Origin of the sequence: Paenibacillus segetis, assembly GCF_014639155.1 — a bacterium.
GTDB classification, from domain to species: Bacteria; Bacillota; Bacilli; order Paenibacillales; family Paenibacillaceae; genus Fontibacillus; species Fontibacillus segetis.
Genome location: NZ_BMFT01000001.1, coordinates 282,809 through 307,986, shown reverse-complemented (window position 1 = coordinate 307,986; position 25,178 = coordinate 282,809). Strand labels below are relative to the sequence as shown.

Annotated in this window: 17 protein-coding genes and 1 riboswitch; of the genes, 4 read left to right on the top strand and 13 right to left on the bottom strand. The window is 43.5% G+C overall.

What is annotated here, in order from left to right; translation table 11 throughout:
* Nucleotides 1–53: 53 nt before the first annotated feature.
* Nucleotides 54–740: a thiaminase II gene (tenA, locus tag IEW05_RS01260; protein WP_188535038.1), complete on the bottom strand. Its 687-nt coding sequence runs from the start codon at nucleotides 738–740 to the stop codon at nucleotides 54–56.
* Nucleotides 741–887: 147 nt separating this feature from the next.
* Nucleotides 888–991, bottom strand: a riboswitch (TPP riboswitch).
* 193 nt (nucleotides 992–1,184) lie between these two features.
* Between tenA and IEW05_RS01255 the strand changes: the two genes are divergently transcribed.
* The gene (locus IEW05_RS01255; RefSeq protein ID WP_188540656.1) at nucleotides 1,185–2,780 is read left to right on the top strand and encodes an acetate--CoA ligase; all 1,596 of its coding nucleotides are present in this window, start codon (nucleotides 1,185–1,187) and stop codon (nucleotides 2,778–2,780) included.
* Nucleotides 2,781–2,845: 65 nt separating this feature from the next.
* Here IEW05_RS01255 and IEW05_RS01250 read toward each other — a convergent pair whose 3' ends face one another.
* From IEW05_RS01250 to IEW05_RS01225, 6 genes are all read right to left on the bottom strand, one after another.
* Nucleotides 2,846–2,983 (bottom strand): hypothetical protein, encoded by a 138-nt coding sequence (locus IEW05_RS01250; RefSeq protein WP_188535036.1) that lies wholly within the window; start codon nucleotides 2,981–2,983, stop codon nucleotides 2,846–2,848.
* Between the two features lie 90 nt (nucleotides 2,984–3,073).
* Nucleotides 3,074–5,467 (bottom strand): glycoside hydrolase family 95 protein, encoded by a 2,394-nt coding sequence (locus IEW05_RS01245; protein ID WP_188535034.1) that lies wholly within the window; start codon nucleotides 5,465–5,467, stop codon nucleotides 3,074–3,076.
* 32 nt (nucleotides 5,468–5,499) lie between these two features.
* Entirely contained in the window at nucleotides 5,500–8,019 is a 2,520-nt protein-coding gene (locus IEW05_RS01240; protein WP_188535032.1) for a glycosyl hydrolase family 95 catalytic domain-containing protein, read from the bottom strand.
* A 132-nt stretch (nucleotides 8,020–8,151) separates the two neighbouring features.
* Entirely contained in the window at nucleotides 8,152–9,006 is an 855-nt protein-coding gene (locus IEW05_RS01235; RefSeq protein ID WP_229753215.1) for a carbohydrate ABC transporter permease, read from the bottom strand.
* Nucleotides 9,007–9,015: 9 nt separating this feature from the next.
* Entirely contained in the window at nucleotides 9,016–9,951 is a 936-nt protein-coding gene (locus IEW05_RS01230) for a carbohydrate ABC transporter permease (protein WP_229753214.1), read from the bottom strand.
* Nucleotides 9,952–10,048: 97 nt separating this feature from the next.
* Complete coding sequence (locus IEW05_RS01225) at nucleotides 10,049–11,506, bottom strand: carbohydrate ABC transporter substrate-binding protein (protein ID WP_188535030.1); 1,458 nt, start codon at nucleotides 11,504–11,506, stop codon at nucleotides 10,049–10,051.
* Nucleotides 11,507–11,835: 329 nt separating this feature from the next.
* On the opposite strand from IEW05_RS01225, the gene IEW05_RS01220 reads away from it, so the two are divergent.
* Nucleotides 11,836–13,599, top strand: a complete 1,764-nt coding sequence (locus tag IEW05_RS01220) for a sensor histidine kinase (RefSeq protein WP_188535028.1) — start codon at nucleotides 11,836–11,838, stop codon at nucleotides 13,597–13,599.
* Nucleotides 13,600–13,628: 29 nt separating this feature from the next.
* Nucleotides 13,629–15,236, top strand: a complete 1,608-nt coding sequence (locus IEW05_RS01215; protein WP_188535026.1) for a response regulator transcription factor — start codon at nucleotides 13,629–13,631, stop codon at nucleotides 15,234–15,236.
* A gap of 8 nt (nucleotides 15,237–15,244) precedes the next feature.
* Here IEW05_RS01215 and IEW05_RS01210 read toward each other — a convergent pair whose 3' ends face one another.
* Together IEW05_RS01210 and IEW05_RS01205 are read right to left on the bottom strand one after the other, a co-directional pair.
* Nucleotides 15,245–16,174 carry an EamA family transporter gene (locus tag IEW05_RS01210; RefSeq protein ID WP_188535025.1) on the bottom strand — a complete coding sequence of 310 codons (930 nt, stop codon included), beginning with the start codon at nucleotides 16,172–16,174 and terminating at the stop codon, nucleotides 15,245–15,247.
* 189 nt (nucleotides 16,175–16,363) lie between these two features.
* A complete protein-coding gene (locus IEW05_RS01205; protein ID WP_188535022.1) occupies nucleotides 16,364–17,815 on the bottom strand; it encodes a DHA2 family efflux MFS transporter permease subunit in 1,452 nt (483 codons plus the stop codon).
* Between the two features lie 154 nt (nucleotides 17,816–17,969).
* On the opposite strand from IEW05_RS01205, the gene IEW05_RS01200 reads away from it, so the two are divergent.
* A complete protein-coding gene (locus IEW05_RS01200; protein WP_188535020.1) occupies nucleotides 17,970–18,512 on the top strand; it encodes a PadR family transcriptional regulator in 543 nt (180 codons plus the stop codon).
* 49 nt (nucleotides 18,513–18,561) lie between these two features.
* Here IEW05_RS01200 and IEW05_RS01195 read toward each other — a convergent pair whose 3' ends face one another.
* The 4 genes from IEW05_RS01195 to IEW05_RS01180 form a co-directional block, all read right to left on the bottom strand.
* Nucleotides 18,562–21,207, bottom strand: coding sequence for a cation-translocating P-type ATPase (locus tag IEW05_RS01195; RefSeq protein WP_188535019.1), 2,646 nt, complete (start codon nucleotides 21,205–21,207; stop codon nucleotides 18,562–18,564).
* 161 nt (nucleotides 21,208–21,368) lie between these two features.
* On the bottom strand, nucleotides 21,369–22,364 hold the full coding sequence (locus IEW05_RS01190; RefSeq protein WP_188535017.1) for an aldose 1-epimerase: 996 nt from the start codon (nucleotides 22,362–22,364) through the stop codon (nucleotides 21,369–21,371).
* A gap of 47 nt (nucleotides 22,365–22,411) precedes the next feature.
* Entirely contained in the window at nucleotides 22,412–24,280 is a 1,869-nt protein-coding gene (locus tag IEW05_RS01185) for a beta-L-arabinofuranosidase domain-containing protein (RefSeq protein WP_188535014.1), read from the bottom strand.
* Nucleotides 24,281–24,298: 18 nt separating this feature from the next.
* Nucleotides 24,299–25,156: an MBL fold metallo-hydrolase gene (locus IEW05_RS01180; protein ID WP_188535012.1), complete on the bottom strand. Its 858-nt coding sequence runs from the start codon at nucleotides 25,154–25,156 to the stop codon at nucleotides 24,299–24,301.
* Nucleotides 25,157–25,178 lie beyond the last annotated feature (22 nt).

Below are 25,178 nucleotides of genomic sequence, written 5' to 3'. Positions count from 1 at the left end.
TTAATAGAAGGAAAGAAGTTGGGTTTTCGGCATTTTTCCACACACTATTTCCCTTATACCTCCGCCGTCATTCGAACCGGCCAATCCTCCAGCTTATAAGCCATATCCCAGAACATGTACTCTAACTGACAACTTAACAAGAAATGCTCTCTCATCTTCTGACGTTCTAATTCGGTCGTTCCCGCCGCCCATTCATCTAAACTCTCGCAAAATTTAGTTGTCGTCGTAAGTACGGAAGAGTCGCCATAAAAATGCATCCACTCATAGAATTTATGCGATTCCGTAGGCTTAACTTCCTCTAGTAACTGCCGCCCAATCTCCTGATATGTCCACGGACATGGCAGTAATACCGCCATAATTTCACCTAAGCTGCCTTCATGCGCTATCGTCAACATATGACGAATATAATGATGTGCGGATGGAGCCAGAGGATATCCTTGCAATTGCTCATAGCTAACTCCGGCCACATCGCAGAAGTTCTGGTGTGGGTGAATTTCGCTATGTAGTATAAAAGAAATCTGCTCATTAAACACCGCAATCTCCTCACGATTCGAACATTTGGATATTGCGATACCATAAATCCGCATGTACGCATTCAAATACTCAAAATCCTGTTTGATGTAATGAATCAATTGTTCCTTCTTCAAATCACCACTCGCGATACCTCTCACAAAGGGATGCTTAAAGATCGCTTGAAAAATACCATCCGCCTGCTGACGGAGCTCTTGCGTGAAACTCATCTTCCTCCACCTCCGAGATTATAGGGTTAGGAAGTCCTGTCCTTAGGAACGTAGCTCTTCAAGAAAACCATACACAAAAAGCCGCTCCAGATATGGAGCGGCTTCATCAATAAACCTTACACAAATAGAATTGCGTAAAGAGTATGGTAGGATCCGACTCCACTTTCCTCCGCTAGTACGAACTAGATCAGGTTCAAAGGGTCCAAGAAATGCTCTTGTCTCAGCCGCTAACGGCTCCCCTAGTGGACTTCCTATTTAATTCACTACTACTGTACTTGTCATTACCACAAAAGTCAAATATTAGACATCAAACAATTTAGTCATCTATGTCAGGTTATACTAGTCAATATTCAAATGCACCCAAGCGTTAGTACCTGATACTAAGATAACGTGCTATACTATCTTTATTAGCTATATCCATCATTTTTTAAATAGGAGATGCTCATTTTGGACAATAAGCAATGGATCGCACCAGAATACTACAATCTCACTTCGGAAATGGACAAACATCCTTCCGATAAGATTGCACTTAAATGGTTAAGTGAAGACGGTGACTACGAGGAGATTACTTATGGAGAACTGCGCAAGCAGGCTAATCGGCTCGCTAGAGGTTTAGCTGGTCTGGGCCTTCGTCAAGGTGATCCTGTTCTCGTTATGGTTCCACGCAGAATTATCGCTTATGTCATCTACATGGCTTGTCTAAAGCTTGGGCTTGCCATTATTCCTTCTTCCGAAATGCTTCGGGCCAAGGATTTGTCCTACCGCCTTCAGCATTCTGAGGCCAAAGCTGTTATCGCATGGTCAGAGGTTGCCCATGAAGTTGATAAAATTACCGAAGAGTTACCCGCTTTAAATTACCGTCTCTCCGTTTCTGGAAATAAAGGAAAAGTCGGATCTGGCTGGATTGACTTGGAGTCATTAATGGTAGGTCAGCCTGATACTTTCGAAGCAGTCGCAAGCCACAGAGATGATATTGCCATTCTGGCCTATACTTCCGGAACTACAGGCAATCCCAAGGCTGTCGTTCACAGTCACGGCTGGGGTTATGCTCACCTACGGATCACTTCGTCGTTATGGCTGGATATTCAAGCATCCGATATTGTCTGGGCAACAGCTGCACCAGGTTGGCAAAAATGGATCTGGAGCCCCTTCTTGACCGTACTTGGAAACGGAGCTACAGGTTTCGTATATAATGGATCATTTGCGCCGAATCGATATTTGCAACTCCTTCAAGATCAAGGTATCCAAGTATTGTGCTGTACCCCAACGGAATACCGCTTAATGGCTAAGACTGAAGGATTAGATCAGTATGACTTGTCTCACCTGCGCTGTGCGGTATCCGCTGGAGAACCTTTAAATCAGGAAGTCATTGACACCTTCCAGCGCCATTTCGATATCACCATTCGGGACGGCTACGGACAAACAGAAAGTACTCTAATCATCGGAACCCTCAAGGAAACCCCGATTCGAGCTGGTTCCATGGGCAAATCGATTGCTCCCGGCCTTGTAGAAGTAATCGATGAGGAAGGTAATCCGCTTCCCGCGGGTGTAGTTGGAGATATTGCTGTGCATTTGGACATGCCGGCGTTATTTAAGACCTATTTCAAGGACCCTGAGCGTAAAGCCAACTGCTCGCACGGGAGTTATTTTGTAACAGGCGACCGTGCCCGCAAAGATGAAGACGGCTATTTCTGGTTCGAGGGCCGGGGAGACGATATTATCATCAGCTCAGGCTACACGATTGGACCCTTTGAAGTAGAGGAAGCGCTTATGAAGCACGCATCAGTTAAAGAATGTGCTGTAGTTGCGAGCCCCGATGAAATCCGTGGTCATATCGTAAAAGCATTTGTCGTGCTGAAGGATGCTTCAGCCGCTTCTCCAGAGCTTGTTAAGGAGCTTCAGTCGCATGTCAAAGAGTGGACAGCCCCTTACAAATATCCGCGTAAAATCGAATTTATCCAAGACCTTCCGAAGACATCTTCCGGTAAAATACGGAGAATAGATCTGCGTGAACAGGAAAATAGAGCGGCACAGGAGTAAGCTTTGAATATTGCAAAAAACCGAAAGTTAGACACTAGGAATGGTGTCCAGCTTTCGGTTTTTCTCTATTTCAGGTTACTTTTTTTCTGTCCACACAGGATAGAAAAGTCAAAGGTGATCTCAGTATGCTGCTTATCAGTATGCTGCTTATTCGTAACTTCCGCTACAAGCTCTTCTGACACCCCCCATGACAACGGGGTCATATGAACCAAATCCTCCATACCAATCTGATCCAAACTAATTAATAAGATGCTGCTTACGCTAACGCAAGGAGATCGTTCGCCGTTCTATTTTCACAATGCTGATCTAACAACTAAACGCCCATGATCATAATCAATGATCACCGGAACGCCCGAGATACATTCAACCGTCAGTATCTTATCACGATAGCGAACGGTACATGTTCCATCACGATCTGCCAACACCTTCGCTTCCGTCAAATCTCCTGCCATCCAGCTTATATCAACGGTGTAACCGCCACGCGCACGAAGCCCTTTCACATTACCTTCGCTCCAACTGGAAGGCAACGCTGGTAAGAGGTGAATATCTTGTTGATGGCTTTGCAACAGTAGCTCGGTTATTCCCGCGGTTGCGCCAAAGTTACCGTCAATTTGAAACGGTGGATGCGCGCAGAACAGATTCGGGTAAATTCCGCCCTTATGGTAATCAAACCCGCCCTCTTCTACGAGATTCAGGAAGTTGTGCAATACTTGTGATGCCTGATCTCCATCATGCAATCTGGCCCAAAGTGCCACCTTCCATCCCATACTCCAGCCCGTTCCTTCATTCCCCCGAAGTTCTAAGGAGCGACGGACGGCCTGACTGAACTCAGGCGTACGTTCCATCGTGAATTCATGGCCTGGATACATGCCATACAAATGAGAAACGTGCCGATGCAACGGATCATTCTCGGCGAAATCATGGTTCCACTCAACGACTTGCCCGTTCGCACCGATCTCCAGCGGTCTCAATCGGCTTCGCGCAGCTTCACATCTTTGGACGAAATCCTCATCCAGATTCAGTATTGCACCCGCCTCAACAATCGTCGTCAGTAGCTCACGACACAACGATATATCCATCGAGCTGCCTTGAGACACGGATACGGCGACCTGTTCATTTGGTGACAGAAAGTTATTCTCCGGTGACACAGATGGACTCGTGGTCAAGTGGCCCTGTTCGTCATCTATGAGCCAATCGAGCACAAACTGCGCTGCCCCTTTTAGAATCGGCCAAGCCCGTTGCTCCAGAAAGTCACGATCTTGCGTGAATAAATAATGCTCCCATAAATGCTGACATAGCCATGCTCCTGCCATCGGCCAATACGCCCATTCGGCCTCGCCACGGCTGCCCACATTATTTGTCCGCCAAATATCCGACATCGTGTGTGCCGTCCAACCACCGCAGTCGTACTGAATCCGCGCCGTCTCCTCACCCGTCACCGATTGTTCTTCAATCAACGAGAACAAGGGCTCATGGCACTCGGACAAATTACTGGTCTCGGCAAGCCAATAGTTCATTTGCAGATTAATATTGAAATGGTAATCACAGTTCCATGGCGGTTGAATCATATCATTCCATATCCCCTGGAGGTTCGCTGCTTGTGTGCCCGGGCGTGAACTCGAGATTAGTAAGTAACGTCCGTATTGATATACTAGCGCAATCAATCCGGGATCTTCTACTCCACTCATCACGCCCTGAATCCGTTCATCAGTTGGTATTAGGTTTAACTTAGTGTCTAGTTGCATTTCACAAAGTTGCAGCTCCACTCGCTGAAATAAAGCTTGATAATCGCTGAGGTGAGATTCAAGCAGCGTGTCGTAGCTCTTACACTTTGCCGCTTCTAGAACCTTTGAACAAATAGCTATAGGATCACGACCGCTTGTGCCTGGTACTTGATCGAAGCCATCGAAGCTCGTCGCAGAAGTGTACAGCAACGTGAGCGTTCTCGCGCCTTTTACCTTTATTGGTCCAGTAGCCTCTGAATCCACTTCGCCACCTTCATGTAACACCTGAATTGCCGCGGCAAAACGCATGGCCTTCCCAGACTCTTCTTCATCGTATACGAGTATAGATTCCAGTTCATTGTTATGATTCTGCACCTGTTGCGGACAGCGGCCCACCATGACCATGCCACCATCTTCTGTGTCCTGCAATGTATGACGTAGCTCGGAATCCATCGTAACCGTTAAATGGAGCCCCTTTGGATCTACACTTTCAAGGTGTACGACCATGACTTGATCCACTGCCGAGATGAATACAGAACGCTTCTGACTGGTGGCACCTTCTCCAATATGGGTCGTAGCTATCGCCGTATTCAGGTCTAACTCGCGACGATATCCTTGATCATCAAATTCCCCTTCGAAATCCAAATATAAGTTGCCTAGAGGTTGATATGGCTGAACACCGCTACCCGAAGTTCCAAGCATCTTACCTTCAATTAGCTCCTGAGCTTCTATATATCGTTCTTCCGCCAGCAAACGCCGAGCTTCTCCTAAGTGGGTAGCGGCATCTGGATTATGCTCTGCCCGCGGATAACCGGCCCACAGCGTATCCTCGTTCAATTGAATTTGCTCGCGCTGCACTCCACCATACACCATTGCGCCCATTCTTCCGTTACCGAGCGGTAGCGCCTCTGCCCATCGCTGTGCAGGCTTCGTATAGTATAGCTTGTTCTGACTGCTCGTCATTGTAACCAAACCTCCACCGTTATAAAAGTTGATTAGTATACTTTGGACTTACCGAGCCTTGAGGTTTGGAACGTCTTCACATTTTGATTGGGTTTGGCGGTTAATTTATCCTGGTAATAATTCTCTAATGGATATTCTCTTCGGACAATGGAATACCCTTGTTGTTCACAGGTATCAAATTCAATGAGATCACCAACAAAGCAAAACTCGACCTGCTTATGACCTGAAATAACTCTGATTTGGGACGTATTCCAAGGATTCTTGACTCTACATTTACCACCATTATGGCTAACAATGTGGATATAACGCACATCTTGCCCTTTCTTCTCACTTGTAACTTCAAAGTTTCCTACAGCTTGCAAGGTAAATACCGCACTGTAATGCTCAGGAACAGCCGGAAACACATGGATGAATCCATGGTAGCTCTGTAACAGCATTTCATGAATGCCCGCCATCACATTTGCTGCCGATTCAAAATAACAATGCAAGAAGGTTTCCGAAGGAATGAGCGTTCGTTCGCCCTTAGACTTATCATGTACTTCTTCCCATTGGGTCTGCCCCTCCTGTGGTAATATACGAGGGTTGAATATCTTCGCCCATTGCTGATCCTGACTAATATCTGCAAAATGCATGAACCCGTTAGGAAACATCTGATACGTCGTGATGAATTTGTGTAAAATCGGGAACATATCCTCGCTCATACCCAGTCTTGCTGCAATCTCCGGCGCTGGCGTGTGACCCGAGCAGCCCATCTTCCCTAATTGATATACTTCTCGATCGAATATAACTCTGGCTGTATTTCTCGCAAGTCCAAACTCTGCCTTATCCTGATTATGCAACCCGATAACACTAGCTGGGTAGACCATCGCAAGCTGACTTCCTGGAAAAGGGGACATTGGATATTCTCCCTCACAATAACCAACCTTCTGGTCATTCCACTGGGTACCATCGGACCATATTTCTATCGTTTGTGCGTCATGTTCCACGCTCACCGTATTTAATGGATACAAGCAACGCAGGATATCCTTATACAACTCTGCCTGTTCATCTTCTAAATCCACCAGTTCCTTAGTAGCCAGCAATGCATTCAAGAGTGCGGTGATCAAAGCATGATCCGTTGTTGTATCCTTCAAATTCCAGTAGCTCTCATAAGAGGTTGAACCTCCCTTGATTCTATATACGCCCTCTTCCTTTACTAACATATCGCAATATAAATCAGCACAGGAACGCATGAAAGGGTAAGCTTGTTCTTCAAGAAAGACTAAATCCCCTGTATACAAATAATGCTTGTACAAATCGAGTGCAATCTGCGGCCCTACTGTAAAGTTACGAATCGTATCAGGTTCAATCGCGTTATATCCATTTAGATTAGAGATATCTGAGAAATAGGCGCCATTGCTCTGGTAGAGATTCGTGGCATCTGCTTTGGCATTCTCTAGCATATTCATTCGATATCGATAGTAGTTGTCGGCTAGCTCGCTATGGTTGGCGGCATGCACACCCCAATAGGTCTGTTGATGATTCCAGTGATAGAAGTGCCCCCAATTTCGGGTATCCTTGAACCAGCCCCACAACCCCGCAAACGTAATAGGGTATTTACCACGACTACAGCTGTTTAGCTGATATAAGTTCAAGTAGTATAAATTCTCCAAATAATCATCTTCACTCAGATGAACAAAGGACTTACTCCAAAATTCATTCCATCTTTGCTTGTGATCTAGAAACAACTGATTATATCCTTGCTCAATTTGCTCCAGACGCTGAGTCGCCTCTTGCAGATCCACTTTCCCTTCTTGGCTTACGATTACCGTTGTTAGTAGCGTAAACTTATGAGACTTGGACTTAGGGAGAATGATCTCGCAGCCATGGGAGTTAGGCAGTTTTATTTCTACTTCTTCACCGATCACCTTAGCAGCCATGATATAATGCGTGCCTTCCAGCTGTTGCTCTATATATACACAGTTATCCTTCTTACCCGTATGGGTGTTAAATAGGTTCTTATCATAGGTAGTAGAGATTTGCTCATAATAGTGAAAAAAGTTCGGACTCCCCCATTTTTCAAGCGTAATCTTTCTTTCTACCGCTTCGAGCGAAGTAGCTTCTACTTCCATTACGAGGACACTAGGCTCCTCTGCAGCATACGTCTTATATGAATAGCTAGAAAAAGGGGTCTGGCTAGCGATTGTAGCGACACCTTCCGAGATATTCAATCTTGCCTCGTAGTCTTTCAGGTAGACCCAATCAAATGACGGCAACCCGTCGGTAATGCTAATTTTCCCACAGGATACGGGAGCTGTATTCTTCTCTTCGGACTCCCATGCCCAAGCTTTGAAATTCCCATTCTCGCCAAAATCGATCACATCCGTCTTATTTAACACAAATTCGATTGAACTAGGCGTATGAAATAACATACCTCCCATATCCCCGTTCCCAATCGGAAGTCCCTCGTATCCTTTATAGGTCGGTGATTGATATATAACATCATGCTTTCTCAAATATCGCTCCCGATCAACCTGCAATGCTGTTCCGTCAAAATAGATAGAGTTATACATACATGCCATGCCTCCATATCTCGTTGAGTTGTATTCTATAGATGTAACAATGGATTCCTCTTTATCGCAAAAAGGAATCCATTCCACATTCGTATATTGTTTTGTTTACAAATCCCTCTATAGGGTGATGAATTAACCCTTAATACCGCCAGCACTGATACCTTGCAATAATTGCTTCTGTCCAATGACGAACAATATGATCGTTGGAATAAGTACCAGAATCAATGCTGCGAATAACGCACTCCAGTCTGTGGCATAACGTTGAACTTCAAACAAGTTCGCAAGTCCAACTGGTAATGTCTTTTTGCCCTCACTTTGAATCAATACCAACGCTAACGGATATTCATTCCAGAAGCCCATTGCTGACAACATACCTACGGTTACAATCCCCGGTTTGGCTATTGGAGCAATAATCCTAACGAGCACACCCATGTTGCCACTACCATCGATCTTCGCCGCTTCTTCATAGTCTCTCGGTACGGATCTGAGAAATCCGCTTAATACAAAGATAGCAAATGGGAATTGAAGAACGGCATAGATGACACCTAACATTCCTCGGTTGTCCAGCATGTTGAATGAATTCACTTGCAGGAATAAAGGAACCATGATGTAAGTTGCTTGGATAAAGATACAAGCCATGTACAAATTAAGAATCATCTTGGAACCGAAGAACTTAAATCTAGTTAACACATAAGAAATAGGGACGACAAGAACGATAAGCAATGCAGTTGAGAACAACACTAGGATGATAGAGTTCATGAAATAATTGCCCATCTTGGATTTCACAAAGGCTCGTACATAGTTATCGAAATGTAGCGCTGTCGGTAGTGCAAATGGATCTGTTAAAAATTCTGTATTACTCTTAAATGATGCCAAGAGATTCCACACGAACGGATATAACATGACGATGGTCGCAAAGATGAGAAATATTCTTGTGGCCCAGTTCGCAATGATTCGATTTCTAATGCTCTTTTGATTACTATCCACCGTCGTCCCCTACCCTTCTGCTCTATTTGTAAGTAGTCTAGATAGAAAAGAAAGAACAAAGGAAATCAGCAGTGTAAAGATGGCGATCGCCATGGCGTAACCAAAGTTTGAATTTTGGAAGGCCTGAGTATACATGTAATGCAATAACACAGAGGTTCCACCTGCTGGTCCCCCACCTGTCATAACACTTACGATAATGAAACTTAAATTGATCGTTCCTGCTAGCGATAGTACAAAAGTAATGCCAATAATATCTTTTAGCAGGGGAATTGTAATACTAATGAGTTTCCTAAACTGTCCTGCTCCATCTATCGTCGCTGATTCGAACACATCGGGAGATATACCATCAATCGCCGCAACATACATAACCATATAATAACCAGCTGCTTGCCAGATCAGGGTTACAGCTACACACCATAATGCAGTACTGCTATCTCCTAGCCATGGTCTGGTCAGATTTCCTAAGCCTATATTTGAAAGGATATTGTTTAAGATCCCCATGTTCGGATGGAACACAAAGGACCAAATAATACCTACGACTGTCAAAGAGATAATACTTGGAAAGAAGAATACGGTTCGGTAAAAGCCTCTCTCTTTCAACTTCGTCTGAGTTAATAGAAATGCTAGCACTAACCCAATGGCTAATGTGATGACCGGTACAACGAGCATAAGTTTGAAGGTATTAAATAGTGATTTGATGAACATCTCATCATGAAACATATATTTATAGTTATCCAGAAAGATAAACTTATTGTCATCACTCATCCCCGTTGCATCTGTAAATGACATCATAAATGCCTTAATTGTTGGGATAATCATGAAGATAATGGTCAATAGAAGCGTAGGAATGGTGCATAAAGCGATAAATAATTTTGGCTTTTTAGATTTTGTGCCCTTTATTTCTCTATTTGTAGGAGCTACTTTCGTTAGCAGCACATCAGACATTTTCTCTCACTCCTCTTCATGCGATATACATCCTGTTAAGACGCCTTAACAGGATGTATTTTGAGGTATTCGTTACTTCACAACAATGAATTCTAGATTATTTCGCTGCTGCTTTCTCAGCACGGATCTGTGCAAATGCCTTCTCTACATTGTCCATCCATTGATCTGTTGTCATTTGACCTGTCATGACTGGAGTAATTGTATTCTTGAACATTTCTGTTACAACGCTAACCTTGGAACCCTTTGGTAGTGACTGCCATCCTTGAAGAATGGATACGGAACCGTTGTAAGCGTCAAACATGTCATACACACCTTTAGTTAGGTATGGTTTAGACAATTCTTTCGCATCGTTAAGCGCATAGGCACCGTTTGCTTTTTCAGCAAATAGTTTGACGGACTCATCTGTATACAGGAATTTCAAGAATTCTTTAGCAAGCTCAGGGTTTTTCGCTTTTGCAGGAATCGAGAATTGCTCATAGCTGGACAGTACATATTTTTGATCGCCTTTATTGAATACAGGCACAGGTGTCATACCAAATTCAAATCCAGCTTCTCTAGGAGAATCCTTCATTTCATTTTCCATCCAGTTACCGTTAACAATAAACAATGATTTACCCATCATCATATCGGTTTGTGATTGTGTATGGTTCAGCGCAACCGTACCATCCATTAGATAACCGTCTTTAGAAATTTTGTAGAAGATATCCAATACTTTTTTAACTGTATCGTTCTTGAATGAACCTTCTTCATAGTTATAGATTTTGTCTAGCGTTTCTGTACCACCTGCACTAGCGATGGCTGGATACAAAATTTCCTCCAAATAGTCCGGATAGATACCTTGGTAAGTGAACAGTGCTCTCTTCGTCTTACTTCCATCCGCGTTAACTAAGTAGTTCTCTTCTTTATTCAACTCATCGCCAAGGGCAAAGAACTCATCCCAAGTTTCAGGAACCTCCCAACCTTTTTCAGCGAACAATGTTTTATTGTAAATCAAGCCCATGGGTCCTGCGTTGAACGGTGCCAGATAGATCTTTCCATCTTGGTAAGGCTGAAAGCGTGTACTATCCAGCATCCCTGGAAGAATCATGTCCTTGATCGTTTGATCTTTATCGAGTGCTTTACTCTCGAATACATCACTAATATCAAGTAGACCTTTTTCCTTAATTAAAGATAATACGATACCACTTTGCTCCGTATCGGAAATGGATAAGAAATCAGGGGGATTTCCCGCAACGATCTGCGGTCTGATCACATCGCCGACCTTAGGATTAATCGTCATGTTGACTTTAACTCCTGGATAAGCGCTTTCAAACTTACTAACGATCTCATTCCAATAATCCGGTCCAAAACCGCCTTGGAATACTGCGATGTTAAGCTCCTTGTTCTCAAAAGTCTTCGTTCCATCTCCTGTAGCTTCATTTGCCGCATTCGTTGTATTCTTAGAATTCGTGTCAGTCGTAGCTGCAGCATTATTATTGCTATTACCGCATCCTACCAATCCCAAACTCAATAACGAGACTACTAATAATGAACTAATCAGTCTTTTCTTTTTCATGTATAACCCTCCCTAAGATTCTCTAGTAATTCATCTACCTTCAGATTAGGAAAGCGCTTTATCTGATAAATTAAGTATAGAGCCCTTTACTTTGAATTTACATTTACAATACAAACCAACCTATGTATTATCTTATCCTCCTGCGATGGTGTCAGCTAATTTAATCCATCCTGGACTCTCCAAAAGTCACTTGTTAATCACCTAGACCCATAAACGGAATGGATAATGTTAACGTTTACATGGACTATTCTTGCTTTTAGTCTGCTCATCAATGATCTCTCCTCTGTTTTATGTTAACTTGTAATAAGAGAGAAATCGGAGGTCATCATATGCAGCGTAAAAAATGCAAGCGTTTTCCAAGTCTCCCACAAATCATGCGAAAATTTAAAATCCAGAACCGTTTAACCATCATTTTCTTGGTTGTCTCTGTGATTCCGATCCTATTTATAGGCTTCTATTCTTACTCGATCTATTCAAAATCAATCAATGAAAAATTAAGCAAATCAACATTTCAAGCTTTAACCCTGCTCAATAAAAATATGTTAACTGAACTCAATAGCTATCAATTTCTCGCCGGATCTGTCTCTACGAATAGTACGATTCAGGAACGTTTGGCTGCAGTCCCTGGCCAGACTGCTCCTAGCAATGCCGCCATTAATATTACCATGGACAATATATACAGAAACATCTATCCTGCATATGTGCAAAATGTTCGAATCATTAATTCCAAGAGAGAACCTATTTATGAACTAGGATACGACGGCATTCCCGATGACAAATATGAAGATATTATTCATCAAGTGGATTTAAATACCCCTTATGATAGTCTTAATTACGTCAAAAGCTATCGGACATCGAATACAATTGTTCTAGGTCGTAAAATTAATGACTTGAATAACATTGATAACCAATTAGGTTATGTCTTTGTTTTTATTGGTGGAGAGTTGTTCTCCAAAGTTATTCTTTCTAGTGTCGATCTGGGAACAGGCTCGAATATTATGATTATGGATAAAGAAGGTAAAATCATGTCTTCTAGTAATAAGGAGACTTTGCTTGGAGATTCCTACTATAAAGATGAACTTTTTAATCAAATTAAGAAACAAGAACGTTTGAAGAATCATTCCTTTACAGGCACTGTAAATGGGCATATGCAGCAAGTCTCATATATAAATAATAGTCAATTGGGCTGGTATCTCGTATCAACCGTTCCTTTTTCTTATATCAATTCAGAGACAAGTAAAATAACAACAAGTCTACTGATTGTAATTAGCATCATAATAGTCCTTTGTATTCTAATTATTCTGGTGTTATATGCAAGTATCCTCAAACCGATTAGACAAATTATCGCGTTCTGCAACCAAATTTCCTATGGTGATTTGTCTAATCGCATAGAAGATTACAGTAAGGACGAAATGGCTGTTCTAGCCAATAAAATTAATAGCATGGTCGCCAAAATTGAGCAGCTTATGAAGGATCAGAAGAGTCATCAAAAAAGAAGGCGTTCTCTCGAATTGCAAATGCTGCAATCGCAGATCAACCCTCATTTTCTATTCAATACACTAAATTCTTTACGATGGCTCGCAATCATCAACCAAGTTCCTGTCCTTAGTGATGGTATATCCTCACTTGCCGAACTACTACGCAGCACCATCATCAATCAAGACGAGCAAATTACGATTGAGCAAGAGCTACAGAATTTAGATAATTACTTTGCGATTCAAAAAATTCGCTATGCCGATAATTTCGATATTGAATATGATCTCGATAAATCGTTGTTACACAGCATGATTCCCAAACTCATCTTACAGCCGATCGCAGAGAATGCGATAATTCATGGAGTTACAGACATTGGCGGAAAAGTGCTCATTCAGATCAGGATTTATTTGGAGGATGAACACAACATTGCGATCGAAATCATGGATAACGGAAAAGGTTTTGATACAACAAAGCAAGGCAACGCTGATAAACTATCTGGTATCGGAATTACAAATGTTGCTGAGCGTATTAAGCTTCAATATGGTGATAGCTATGGATTATTTATCACAAGTACCATTGGCCAAGGGACAAGCTGCAAGCTAACTATACCAAGGTAACATATCAACATGAGAGGTGGCACCGTCCTATGTATAATGTATTACTGGTAGATGATGAACCGATTGTTAAGGTTGCTCTTCGAACGATGATTTCGTGGGAGGAACTAGGCTTCTCCATTTGCGCAACCGCGTCTGATGGTGTTGAAGCCTTAGCCTTTGTCGACAAGTTTAATCCTCATATCATTATCACAGATCTGAAAATGCCCAATATGGATGGCTTACAACTGATCAAAGAGCTGAACAACAGAGGTTATACTGGCAAAATTCTAGTTGCCAGTAACCATGGGGAATATGAGTTAGTTCGTGAAGCGCTCGTGCTTGGAGCCGTTGATTACATGTTGAAGATCAGTATGAAGACGGATGATTTGATTCGACAATTAGAGAAATCAGTCAAGCTTATAGAGGAAGAGCAGCAGTCTCAACAGCTACAGGAAACTCAAACTCAGCAGATGAAGAATAATCTAAAGAGCGTGAAAAATGCTATTTTGAAAGATTACTTTCATGATCCGGATTACGATCTGAAACAGCTGGAACAGCAAGATTCGATCACGCTCCATTTTTCCGAAACCAGTTGCTATTTATTTTATATAACGTTTGAGCATAGTAAGGTGCAAAGTAACCAACAACGAAATCAAATATCTGCATCCTTTATCGAAAATATCATTTTGGACATCTTAAAAGCGATTGATGATCTGGAGATTATTCAACTAGAATCCAAAGGGTTGCTGCTCTTAATCTCTTGCGATACATTGCAATATCATCAAATTGTGATCATGGATTTCATTAAACGGATCATCCATTTAATCGAAATGTATATCTCCATCACCCCCACTATTATATACTCCGATAAAGTTACGGGGTACGGGGAGGCAAAACGGGCATTCTGGAAATGTAAAGACGCGATGCAGATCCAATTTTACAAGAACAAGACGATCATTCATCCTGATGATATCCGCTTTATTGATACCTTGGATTTCGTTGACGTTCACGACTTCTCAGTTCAATTAATACAGAACTGGAAACGCTCAGGTATTGAAGCAGCCCATCAAATCATCGAACAGTTACTTGAGACTTGTAAATCCAAACAAATTAATCCTTATGAAGTTAAGAAATTTATTATTAATTGCATCCACTATATCCCACTATGCGATCCAAATATGATCACCGGAGATCCAAAACTCTTAAAAGCGTATATAGAGGACATCGAGGCGTGTAAACAAATTGGGGAGCTATTATCCATTATGATGCTTGTGTTTCAATCGTTCTCGCATAAGAAGCAACCGATTGTATCGACGCAAAATAGGGATATTAAACATGCCATCGACTATATCAACTCTCATTATCAGCATAAAATGACGCTTGCGATGATCGCCAATCACGTCAATTTAAGCGAGAACTATCTATCTAGAATCTTTAAGGAAGAAGTCGGCCAAAGCATCATCCACTATATTAATACAGTAAAAATGGAGAAGGCCGCCGAGTTAATCTTGGAGGACAATACCTATGTAAAGGAAATTGCCGCACAGATCGGTATACACGATCAGTTTTATTTCACCAGGTTGTTCAAGAAACACTTTGGGGTCAACCCAAGTGAATACAAGGAGCATGTGCGCTCCAAGGTTCAACCTGTTGAATAAGGTGAGTCCTATGCCAGCAAACGAAGAAGCACAATTCCGGCCAATGCAAGTGTTAAGCCACTTATTTCCCGACGAGACATGATTTCCTTGAGATAAAAGCGGGCATAGAGTAACACAAAGACAACATTCATGGCACTAATCGCCGATACAATGCCCGTAACCCCTTCTCGGAAAGCTGGGATAAGGAATATCATGCCCGCAACATTCGAAATCCCGACAAACATTCCCCAGCCAAGAGTTTTGCCATTACTCCATTGGTTGGGAGTTGCCACCGTTTCCGGGGCAGTTTCTGTATATGTTGCCGAACCTTCAACTTCCGCGGCCGCTATGCGCACAGCATGCCTCGAAGCTTTAAACCGATTGATGGCCCATTGCGTTCCAAATAATGTCGCCCCAGTTCCATACATGACAGCAAGCAACGGAAGTGTGGACGCTCCAAGCAGTGTAGCCTGCTTGGAGGACAGATCGGTCATGCCAAAAAACAGCATGGTCAGCAGACCCCATTGAAGTCCTTTTAACTGCCCTATCTTAAAATCCTGCGAATACTTTATCAACAGCAAGCCGAGAATCACCACAACAAAGGATAATAACTGCCAGATATTTAACGTTTCCCCCCATAACAGATAAGCCGCGATGACCACTATGACTGGTGGCAGCCCCGTGAACAATGCGATCAACGAAGCTTTCCCAACAGCATACCCCTTATACATGGAAGCATTAGCGATGAACGAAAACAAACCCATCAGCAGGCCGATCACTACTCCTCTACTCCATGGTTGACCTGTAAACACGTTTATTCCTAGAGCAATCAAGGTCCCTGACAAATACACGCCAAATAACAGCAGACTTCGTTCAATTGGACGCTGGGATGTCCACTGATATAAAATTCCCCGCAACCCAAAACACGTTGCCGCAGCGGCGGCAAAGACAAACCACATTTTTATTTTCCTCCCCATCTATAAATCTCTCTATACTTGCCTTTTTCTTACTACCCAATCCGGTAAACGTAAAAGAGCTGACACTTAAGTGTCAACTCCACTTTTTTAGAAATGCTTATGTATTTAAAGCCATCTTCAGATGGCTCAATGAAATTACATTATACCCTAGAATCGAAAAAAGGGACACATTTATACCGCACCTTCAACTGCTGAAATACTCTCTTTGCTGCGCCGCAATAATAACATTAACGGCAGTGCACATAATACAATAATGGATCCTAGAACAAACACATCATCCACCCCCATCGTGAATGAGAGCAATCGGATCGAGCCTGTGTCTCCTACACTTGAACTGATCAGTTCCTTGGAGTGGAATAGAGATCTGCTCGACAATAGTGAGGTGAATACGGCAATTGCAAATGAGCTTAATACATTACGAACCCAGTTGTTAATCGAGGTTGCATGACCGGACCATTCAACTGGAATTTCCTCCATCGATGCCGTACTACTTGGGACATTGGCGAAGCCGAGTCCGAAGTTACGCAATATCATCGCCCACATGATGAAGTTATTCGAGACATTCACGCCAAGCCAACTCATCAGGAATAATCCAATGAAGATAAATAGAATACCGAAGGAGATCAACTTCACAGGACCAAACTTAGGGTATAGCTTGCCGACGATCGGACTAAGCAACGCTAGTACGATTGACGAGGGCAACAGAATCAATCCCGTTGTAAGTGGTGTTTCTCCTTGCACCGTTTGTAGGAACAACGGAGCCAAATACGTCCCTGTATACATTGCTACCGTAACAATGCTATAAATACTCACCATGATGGTAAACCGTCGATTGCTAAATACACGTAAATTGAGCAACGGTACTTCCGTCGTTAGCTCCCGCCATACAAATAATATCAACAAGATGATGCCTACAACAATCAAAGATAGTGTTCTCCAGGAACCCCAGCCCCAGCTACTGCCTTGGCTAAAAGCTGTTAATAAAGAGAGACTACCCAGAACAACGGTAATGACTCCAGGGACATCGAATGACTTAGGGACATTAATCCGATAATAAGGAATCAACGTTTGAGTTAGAATAATCGCAATCAATCCTACTGGAATATTAATGAGGAATAACCAATGCCAGCTAGCATACTGCAGTAACCAGCCGCTAAATGTCGGCCCAATTGCTGGAGCCACCATGGCTGACAGCGACCACAGACTCACCGCAAACGCCCTACGTTCAATAGGCATAACTTGAAATATAATGGTCATGGTACAAGCCATGATCAGACCACTGCAGGCGCCTTGGAGCATCCGAAAGATAATTAGCGATGTTGGCCCCCAAGCTACAGCACATAATAAGGAGAATATCGTAAAGCCAATTAAGGCGCATAAATACAACCTCTTATAACTAAATCTTCCTCCAAGATAACCTGTAAGTGGTGCTGTAACGCCCGTAGCTAACATAAAGCCGGTAATCATCCACTGCATCGTGTTCAGGCTCGTATGGAAATGGTCCATTAACATAGGAACAGCAATGTTAATCGTCGTCGTACTTAAGACAGAGACAAAGGTCCCGAAGAATATGGCAGTCATGATAGGCCAAAAATGATTCTTGCTTATTTGTTTTCCTTCCATCAACGGTTCCTCCCTCCATTGCATATATGTCTACTTTTACATATAATTAGATCATAAATAATGTTATACCCATACGATTACTATGTCAATTATGACATAGCATCAAAAAACGTTGATGTAAGCGTATTTATATGAATGGGAGGTCGTCGTACGAATGAATACACTCTCTTATGGTCTTCTTTCTTTATTAAGTTTTGCTCCGCTGTCCGGTTATGATTTGACGCAAAAAATCAAACCACTCTGGCAAGCTGGGCACAGTCAAATCTATCCGCTCCTTGCGAGCATGGAGCAACAAGGCTACATTTCATATAAGCTCATTGAGCAAACCGATAAACCGGATAAGAAGGAATATACCATTACCGAAGCAGGACTCGCCCAATTACGGCAGTGGGTGGAAATGCCTGCTGAGCATCCGGTTCTACGAGACGAGCTCCATTTCAAGCTATATAGTCTATGGCTCTCTGAACCGCAGAAAGCAAAGGAACTGCTATATCAGCGTATGGAATTTTGCCAAAGTGAGCTTGATCGCTACAATGAAATGCTGGGAGGCAATGAAACCCTTCGTGAGGAGCGAGGCGAATCCCATGAGCCAAAGGCCACGACTTTCGGGCGATATATGCTTATACGCAAAAGAATCATGGACATGGAATCATCTCTTCAATTTTGTAAATATGCACTTGAAGAGCTTGAAATCTAGATGTAAAAAGAGCGCAGAACCCCTGTGGGCTCTGCGCTCTTCTTCGTATTTACTGCTCTACATTCTCCTCACCATGTCTACCACCCCACAAGAACAACTTAATGATCTCGTTCACAATCAGGGGAACCAGTCCTAATGCAATTACCCATCCCCAATCAGCTAAGGATAAGAATTGAACCTTAAAAGCATTGGCTAGAACCGGTATTGAGATTACCCCGAATTGCAGAACCAACCCAACGATGACTGCACCTAACAAATACTTGTTAGTAAACAATCCAACTTGAAAAATAAACTTCGTAGCACTCCGCATGGATAACGAATAAAACAGCTGTGAAGATGCCAATACCACAAAGGACATCGTTCTTGCATTCGTCATTGCATCCTCAGAGATATTACTGGAGTTCAGGCTATACCCGAATTCATGTAATCCTAGATAAAAAGCAAATAACGTAATGCTTCCAATCAGGACTCCACCTATGATCGCTCTTAGACCCGCACCTTTTGCAAAGAAGCTTTCACTCGGGTCTCTTGGTTTTCTCTTCATCACATCTTTATCACCTGGATCAACACCCAGTGCAATTGCCGGTAGCGTATCTGTCACCAGGTTCACCCACAAAATCTGAGTTGGCAATAACGGAACGGGCCAGAAGAACAAGATCGAAGCGAGTACAGCCAGGACTTCCCCCAGGTTACACGATAATAGGAAAATAACCGTCTTCCGAATATTTAAATAAATATTTCGACCCTCTCTAATCGCATGAACAATCGTCGTGAAGTTGTCATCTGTTAGGATCATGTCGCTAGCACCCTTGGAGACATCGGTCCCGGTAATTCCCATGGCTACCCCGATATCGGCATATTTCAAAGAAGGTGCGTCATTTACTCCGTCCCCTGTCATCGAGACGATGTTCCCCTTCGCTTTGAATGCTCTAATAATCTTCACCTTATGCTCAGGCGAGACGCGGGCGAACACTCGATACGTATTAATTTTTTGCGAGAATGCCTCGTCTGACAGTTCATCAATTTCAGCACCTGTCATGCTTTGCTCAATGGAACTCGCAATGCCCAATTCTTTCGCAATCGCAACCGCCGTGTTCTTGTGGTCACCAGTGATCATGACCGGGGTAATACCAGCCATCTTCGCTTCGCTAATTGAATCCTTCACCTCAAGTCTTGGTGGATCGATCATCCCTACAAATCCAAGGATCGTCAGGCCCTGCTCCATCTCATCAGGTTCAATGATCTGATCGGTATCCTTATACGCTGCGGCAAGAACTCTTAGGGCTTCATCTGACATCGCTTCGGCAGCCTTAAGATATTGAAGCTTCAGCTCTTCAGTCAGAGGCACAACCTCACCATCAACAACTGCAGAAGTGGATATCTGCAATAGCTGATCGATAGCCCCTTTGGTATGTACCCGATATCCCTTTCTGGTTACGTTCAATGTAGACATCAACTTACGATCGGAATCAAAAGGCTTTTCTGACAGCCTTTTATACTCGGCATCCAGAGATCTTTTAACTAAGTTATGCTCATTTCCGAATACGATCAAAGCGATTTCCGTAGGGTCACCTGTAGCTTTACCTTCTTCGAAGGTTGCATCGGAACATAAGACAAGCGACTTAATCAGCTCAACAGGAGGTTCATCCTTATTTTGAGTCGAGGATACATAATGCTTTACGACAGACATTTTATTTTGAGTAAGCGTACCTGTTTTGTCTGAGCAAATGATATTTACCGAACCTAACGTCTCGACAGCCGGAAGCTTCTTCACAATGGCATTGATCCGTGACATTCTGGTAACACCCAATGCTAATACGATAGCCACGATCGCTGGAAGACCTTCTGGAATAGCTGCAACCGCTAAGCTGATCGAAGTTAAGAACATTTCGAATAGATCTCTCTTCTGGAATAAAGCGATGACAAACATAACCACACAGATTCCAATCGCAATATAACCGAGAACTTTGCCGAGTTCCTCCAATTTTTTCTGAAGTGGAGTCAATTCTTTATCATCATCGCCAAGAATCTTGGCGATCTTGCCCATTTCTGTATCCATCGCTGTTGCTACGGCTATTCCTTCCCCCCTACCATAAGTAACAAGAGTGGACATAAACGCCATATTAGACTTGTCGCCTATTGGTGTTTTGGGGTCGGAGTGAATCGCATTCGCCTCTTTGTCTGTCGGTACGGATTCTCCGGTTAAGGCAGATTCCTCAATTTGCAGGTTCGCACTTTCAATCAGTCGTAAATCGGCAGATATAAATCGGCCTGCATCCAAAATAATGATATCACCAGGTACAATGTCCTCAGACGCTATCTCCTTCACTTCTCCATCACGTCTGACTAGTGCCTTTGGGGTGGTCATTTGCTGTAATGCTTCTATCGCTTTCTCGGCTTTGTTCTCTTGAATAACTCCGATCACCGCATTTAAAATCACAACGGCAAGGATGATCAATGCGTCTACATATTCTCCAATCAGAAGTGTGACAACCGCAGCACCAAGCAGCACATAAATCAACATATCCTTCAATTGCTCGAAGAAAAGGATGATCATGCTTTTCTTTGGTTTTCCCTCCAACTTGTTAGGACCGTATCGTTCAAGTCTGGATTTGGCTTCCTCCGTTGTCAGCCCCGTTGCCGCATTCACTTGAAGCTCTTGCAGTACTTCCTCTTGAGATTTTGCAAACCACATCCTAAGCACCTCTTATTCATGAATTTACAGATTTTTATTTTCTGCTCTCCTTACACTATTTATACTTTCTTATACTATTTCAAACAGAGTTTTATTAGCAGTACGTCTCCTCTAACAACAAATCCTGATACCAATGAGGTACCAGGATTGTAATTAAACGCTTATTCACGGACGTACCATCTACTGCTTTCCTCCCAAATTTCTCCTGGATCCAGGCTGAATAAGCCAATGTCATCAGCAGGCAAGTTAACAAGAGGGGCATTTACAAGATTGATTTGCGGTTCAGGGCAGAAGAATCCTTCCCTGGCTTCATTGTTCCAGATCATCCATTGCTTATAAGTCGTTCCTACATCGTAAACAAACGTGATCTGACGCTTCAAATCAGTCAGTTCCATACGATTCCGGCCGTTCTGTGATGAAGCCGTATAATGATTGTCCATACTTTCGAAGAAAGGATAGACCCCCTCGCCTGACATAAGAGCTTCCTCCGGTGTTAGAGCTTGAAAACGACCTGTCGGCAACATCCGTTCATTCAACTCCCAGCGCTCACCGATTGTCAATTTCAGCCTGTAGTCCTGTGCCGAACTTCCTGCCGCAAAAGGCGCATTGACCGAAGTATGGAATGCTAGTAGGCAAGGCATTTTCTCTTCACCCTCGTTAAGGATCGTAACACGCTGGGAAAGCCCGTTCTCTCCCAAGCTGTAGCGAAGCCTAATCGTACAATGGTAAGGAAAATATTGAAATGCATCATGATGCTCGTCTACCTTAACCGACACAGATACATAACTTTCCATATTAGTCTGTCCGTATTCATCTATTTCCCATGGGGTATTATAAAGAAAACCGTGTAAGTGATTACCTGTAGCACTTTCATTCACGGGGAATTGATGAACCTTACCATCCCAAGGGAATCGGCCATCCTCATACCGGTTAGGAGGGAACAACACAGGAATCCCATGAATCATAGGTCTCTCTTTGAAGGACTGCATTTCATCTAAATCAGGTTCATGCAAAAACTTCAAACCTATTTCAACATCACGAAATGCAATCAAATTTCCACCGATTTCGGGTAAAAGAGCTGCTTCATAGCACCCTGCCTTCAACCAAATTGCCTTTTCACCTTGAAACTCACCTTCATATGCTTGTAGTGAAATCACTGATATCTTCCTCTCATCCTTGTTGTTTGATTGGCTCTCTGAACGCTTTACGCTTTAGGTTGTCCGATCAACGGGAACTCACCGATTCTAAGTCTTGCACTGCCATAAGGAACAAGCAGCAGTTCCTTCACCGCTTGGCCCTCCGTGTTGGGATACAGCGGTGGTGTACCGGCATTGTTTCCTTCCATTCTCCAGTCTCGTACCAGCTGGCCTTTCGCTTTAAGTTGAACAGGAGCATGGGCAGCAAGAAAAGGCTGGTAGGGAACTTCCGATTCGGCAACTTCAAAATCACCGGTTGCAAGTAGACCATATTTCCAAGGAGATCCCGGGTATACTTCCCAATCATGGAACATCTCACGCTCCTGAATCATTTGCCAATTCTCTTGAATAGGCAATACATATACAAGAGGTCCCCGAGATACACTGACTGCGTACATATTGCGTGATTCCATCTCCACTTCCATCGGTAAATGCAGCTCAATCTGGTCCTCGTTATGCCACTCCCGTTGTACCTTGGCGTAACCGGAATTTACTCTAAGTGCTACCTCTTCCCCATTGATAATCACTTTTGGTTCCTTACACCAAGCAGGTACGCGTAAGGATATGGAGAAAGAATCGGTACGATCTAATGCTAGCGAGATATTGATTTTATCGCGGAAAGGATACTCGCCACTCACTTCCAGCGTTGCCAAGGTCCCTGTACCTATCTCCGTTTTTACGGTACATGGAGCATAGGATACCGCTACTAGCCCCCCATTCTGATCTTTCATCCACAGATGAGAAGCTAGCTTTGGCCAGCCTTGATGCATATTTGAAGTACAACAACCGAAGTTAGGCTCCAGACCGAACAGATTCGCATCGGGTCCATTGCTCCATGAACGTGGAGCGACGTTACATACAATCTGATTCACCTGCTGATCGTACTGATGCGAGGTCCAATCAGGAGAAATGCCCGCTGGCAATGCATTAAAAGCTACCTTTTCAAGAATGTCACCGAAACGACCCTCCCCAAAAATACGAGTAAGCTGTTCCATAGAAAACATATATTCAACAACTGCGCACAACTCAACCCCTTGACTAGGATGAGTACCTGACAACCACTCGTCCCCTGAGAACATCCCATGCGCCTGACCATGGTATGTCATTAGTGAATCGATTCCACGATGCACGGCTTCCCGCTCTTTCGGGTCACCTTTCAATTCATACAGTACCCCTGGCGTCTTAATCCCCATCGCCACATTTACAACATGAGTCGTCCAATCCCACTGCTCCACCTTCCGCCAGAATGGGAAGTCATGAAAAATATCACTCCAATCTGTTGTCTGCTCCGCCACGATGCTCGCAAGCTGTAGTAGGAAGGAGTCCTCTGTACGTTTGTAGAGCCATACAAGGCAGAGCAACATTTCAGCGCCTCGTGTCTTGGCCCAGCCACGTAAAGGTTGAGACGCTATTGTCGAATGAACATATCTGAAAAATTTCGTTAGAAATGGAATTACTCGATCATCACTCGTAGCTTCTTCATACTGCATCATCACCTTTAGCATGATCATGTAATGCCACCAGTCCTGATCTTTCTCTACATCATGGTTTACAGTTTCGATTCGTTCCGGTCCAAATGACCCGTCCTCTTTCTGGCTGGCGAGTGACCACTCAACCCAGCGGTTTGCTTTGGCAATCAGCACTTCATCTTCAAGTAAATAAGCAAGTGGCAGTAAGCCGTCCAAATAATATGTACCTCTTTCCCAGCTCTCTCCCTTGCCACCAATCCATCCATTGTCCGGCCCTACATCCCCCCAATGTTCCTCCAGATGACCGGTAAAACCATCCGCCTGAATTCGTAGTTGGTTCTTTAGCCATCCTGCCGGCTTAATCGCACCTAATGGAAGGTTTTCAAATGCTGCATTATGTAACTTCATTTTTGCTCACTCCTTATCTCATTGCAGGAATGCCAGGCTAGAAACGTACACATACCGCTCTCCGCGAGCCATCACATGACATTTCTGTTCAGGGAAGTGTTCGTACAGATAATCCACGAAATAGCCCGGTTTTTCTGCATTGCCGGAAAACACATCATAATGCAACGGAATCACGGTTTCCGCGCCGATTCTAACAGCCAGTTCAGCGGCTTCCCGATAATTCATATTACCGACAATGCCGCGCTCTTGGCGGAAATAATCGCGACCGTTGATAGGAAGCATCGCCACATCCGGCTTGATCTTGCTGAGACGTTCCACGAGATCGGGGTAGATTACTGTATCCCCTGCATGGTACAGCGTCACGCCGTTCAGCTCCAGAACATAGCCAACACATCGGTATTTTCCATCCGCATCTTGCTCCAATTGCTCATGAGCGGCAGGAATAACTGATATGTTCAACTTCGAGAACAGTTCTGTTGTCCTACGGTCATCCGCCACCATAATTTGGTGATCTCCAACTCCCATCCGGATTAAAGGCTCCCTACAGCAGGCCGGTGCCATGATTGGCGCCTTGCTATTCTGCTTATGGAAAATCGGTAAGGTTCCGGCGTCCATGTGATCTTCGTGCTCATGTGTAATCAGACAGAGCGTTGCTCCTGTAATATCCTGTGGAACTATTGGCGCTGGATAAGAGCGTGCCGGCCCGTTGTTGTCCAAAACATCCGATACATAAGGATCGATATAGATCGTTACTCCATCGCCTTTAATAATGACGCTCTCTTGCCCAATAAACCAAATAGCCAAAGTTCCGTAAGGAACCTCGGTTTGGTTCACTTCACGGATCAGAGCAGTCCCTTTTCTGTCATGTCTATTCATATTCACCAGATCCCTTCGAACC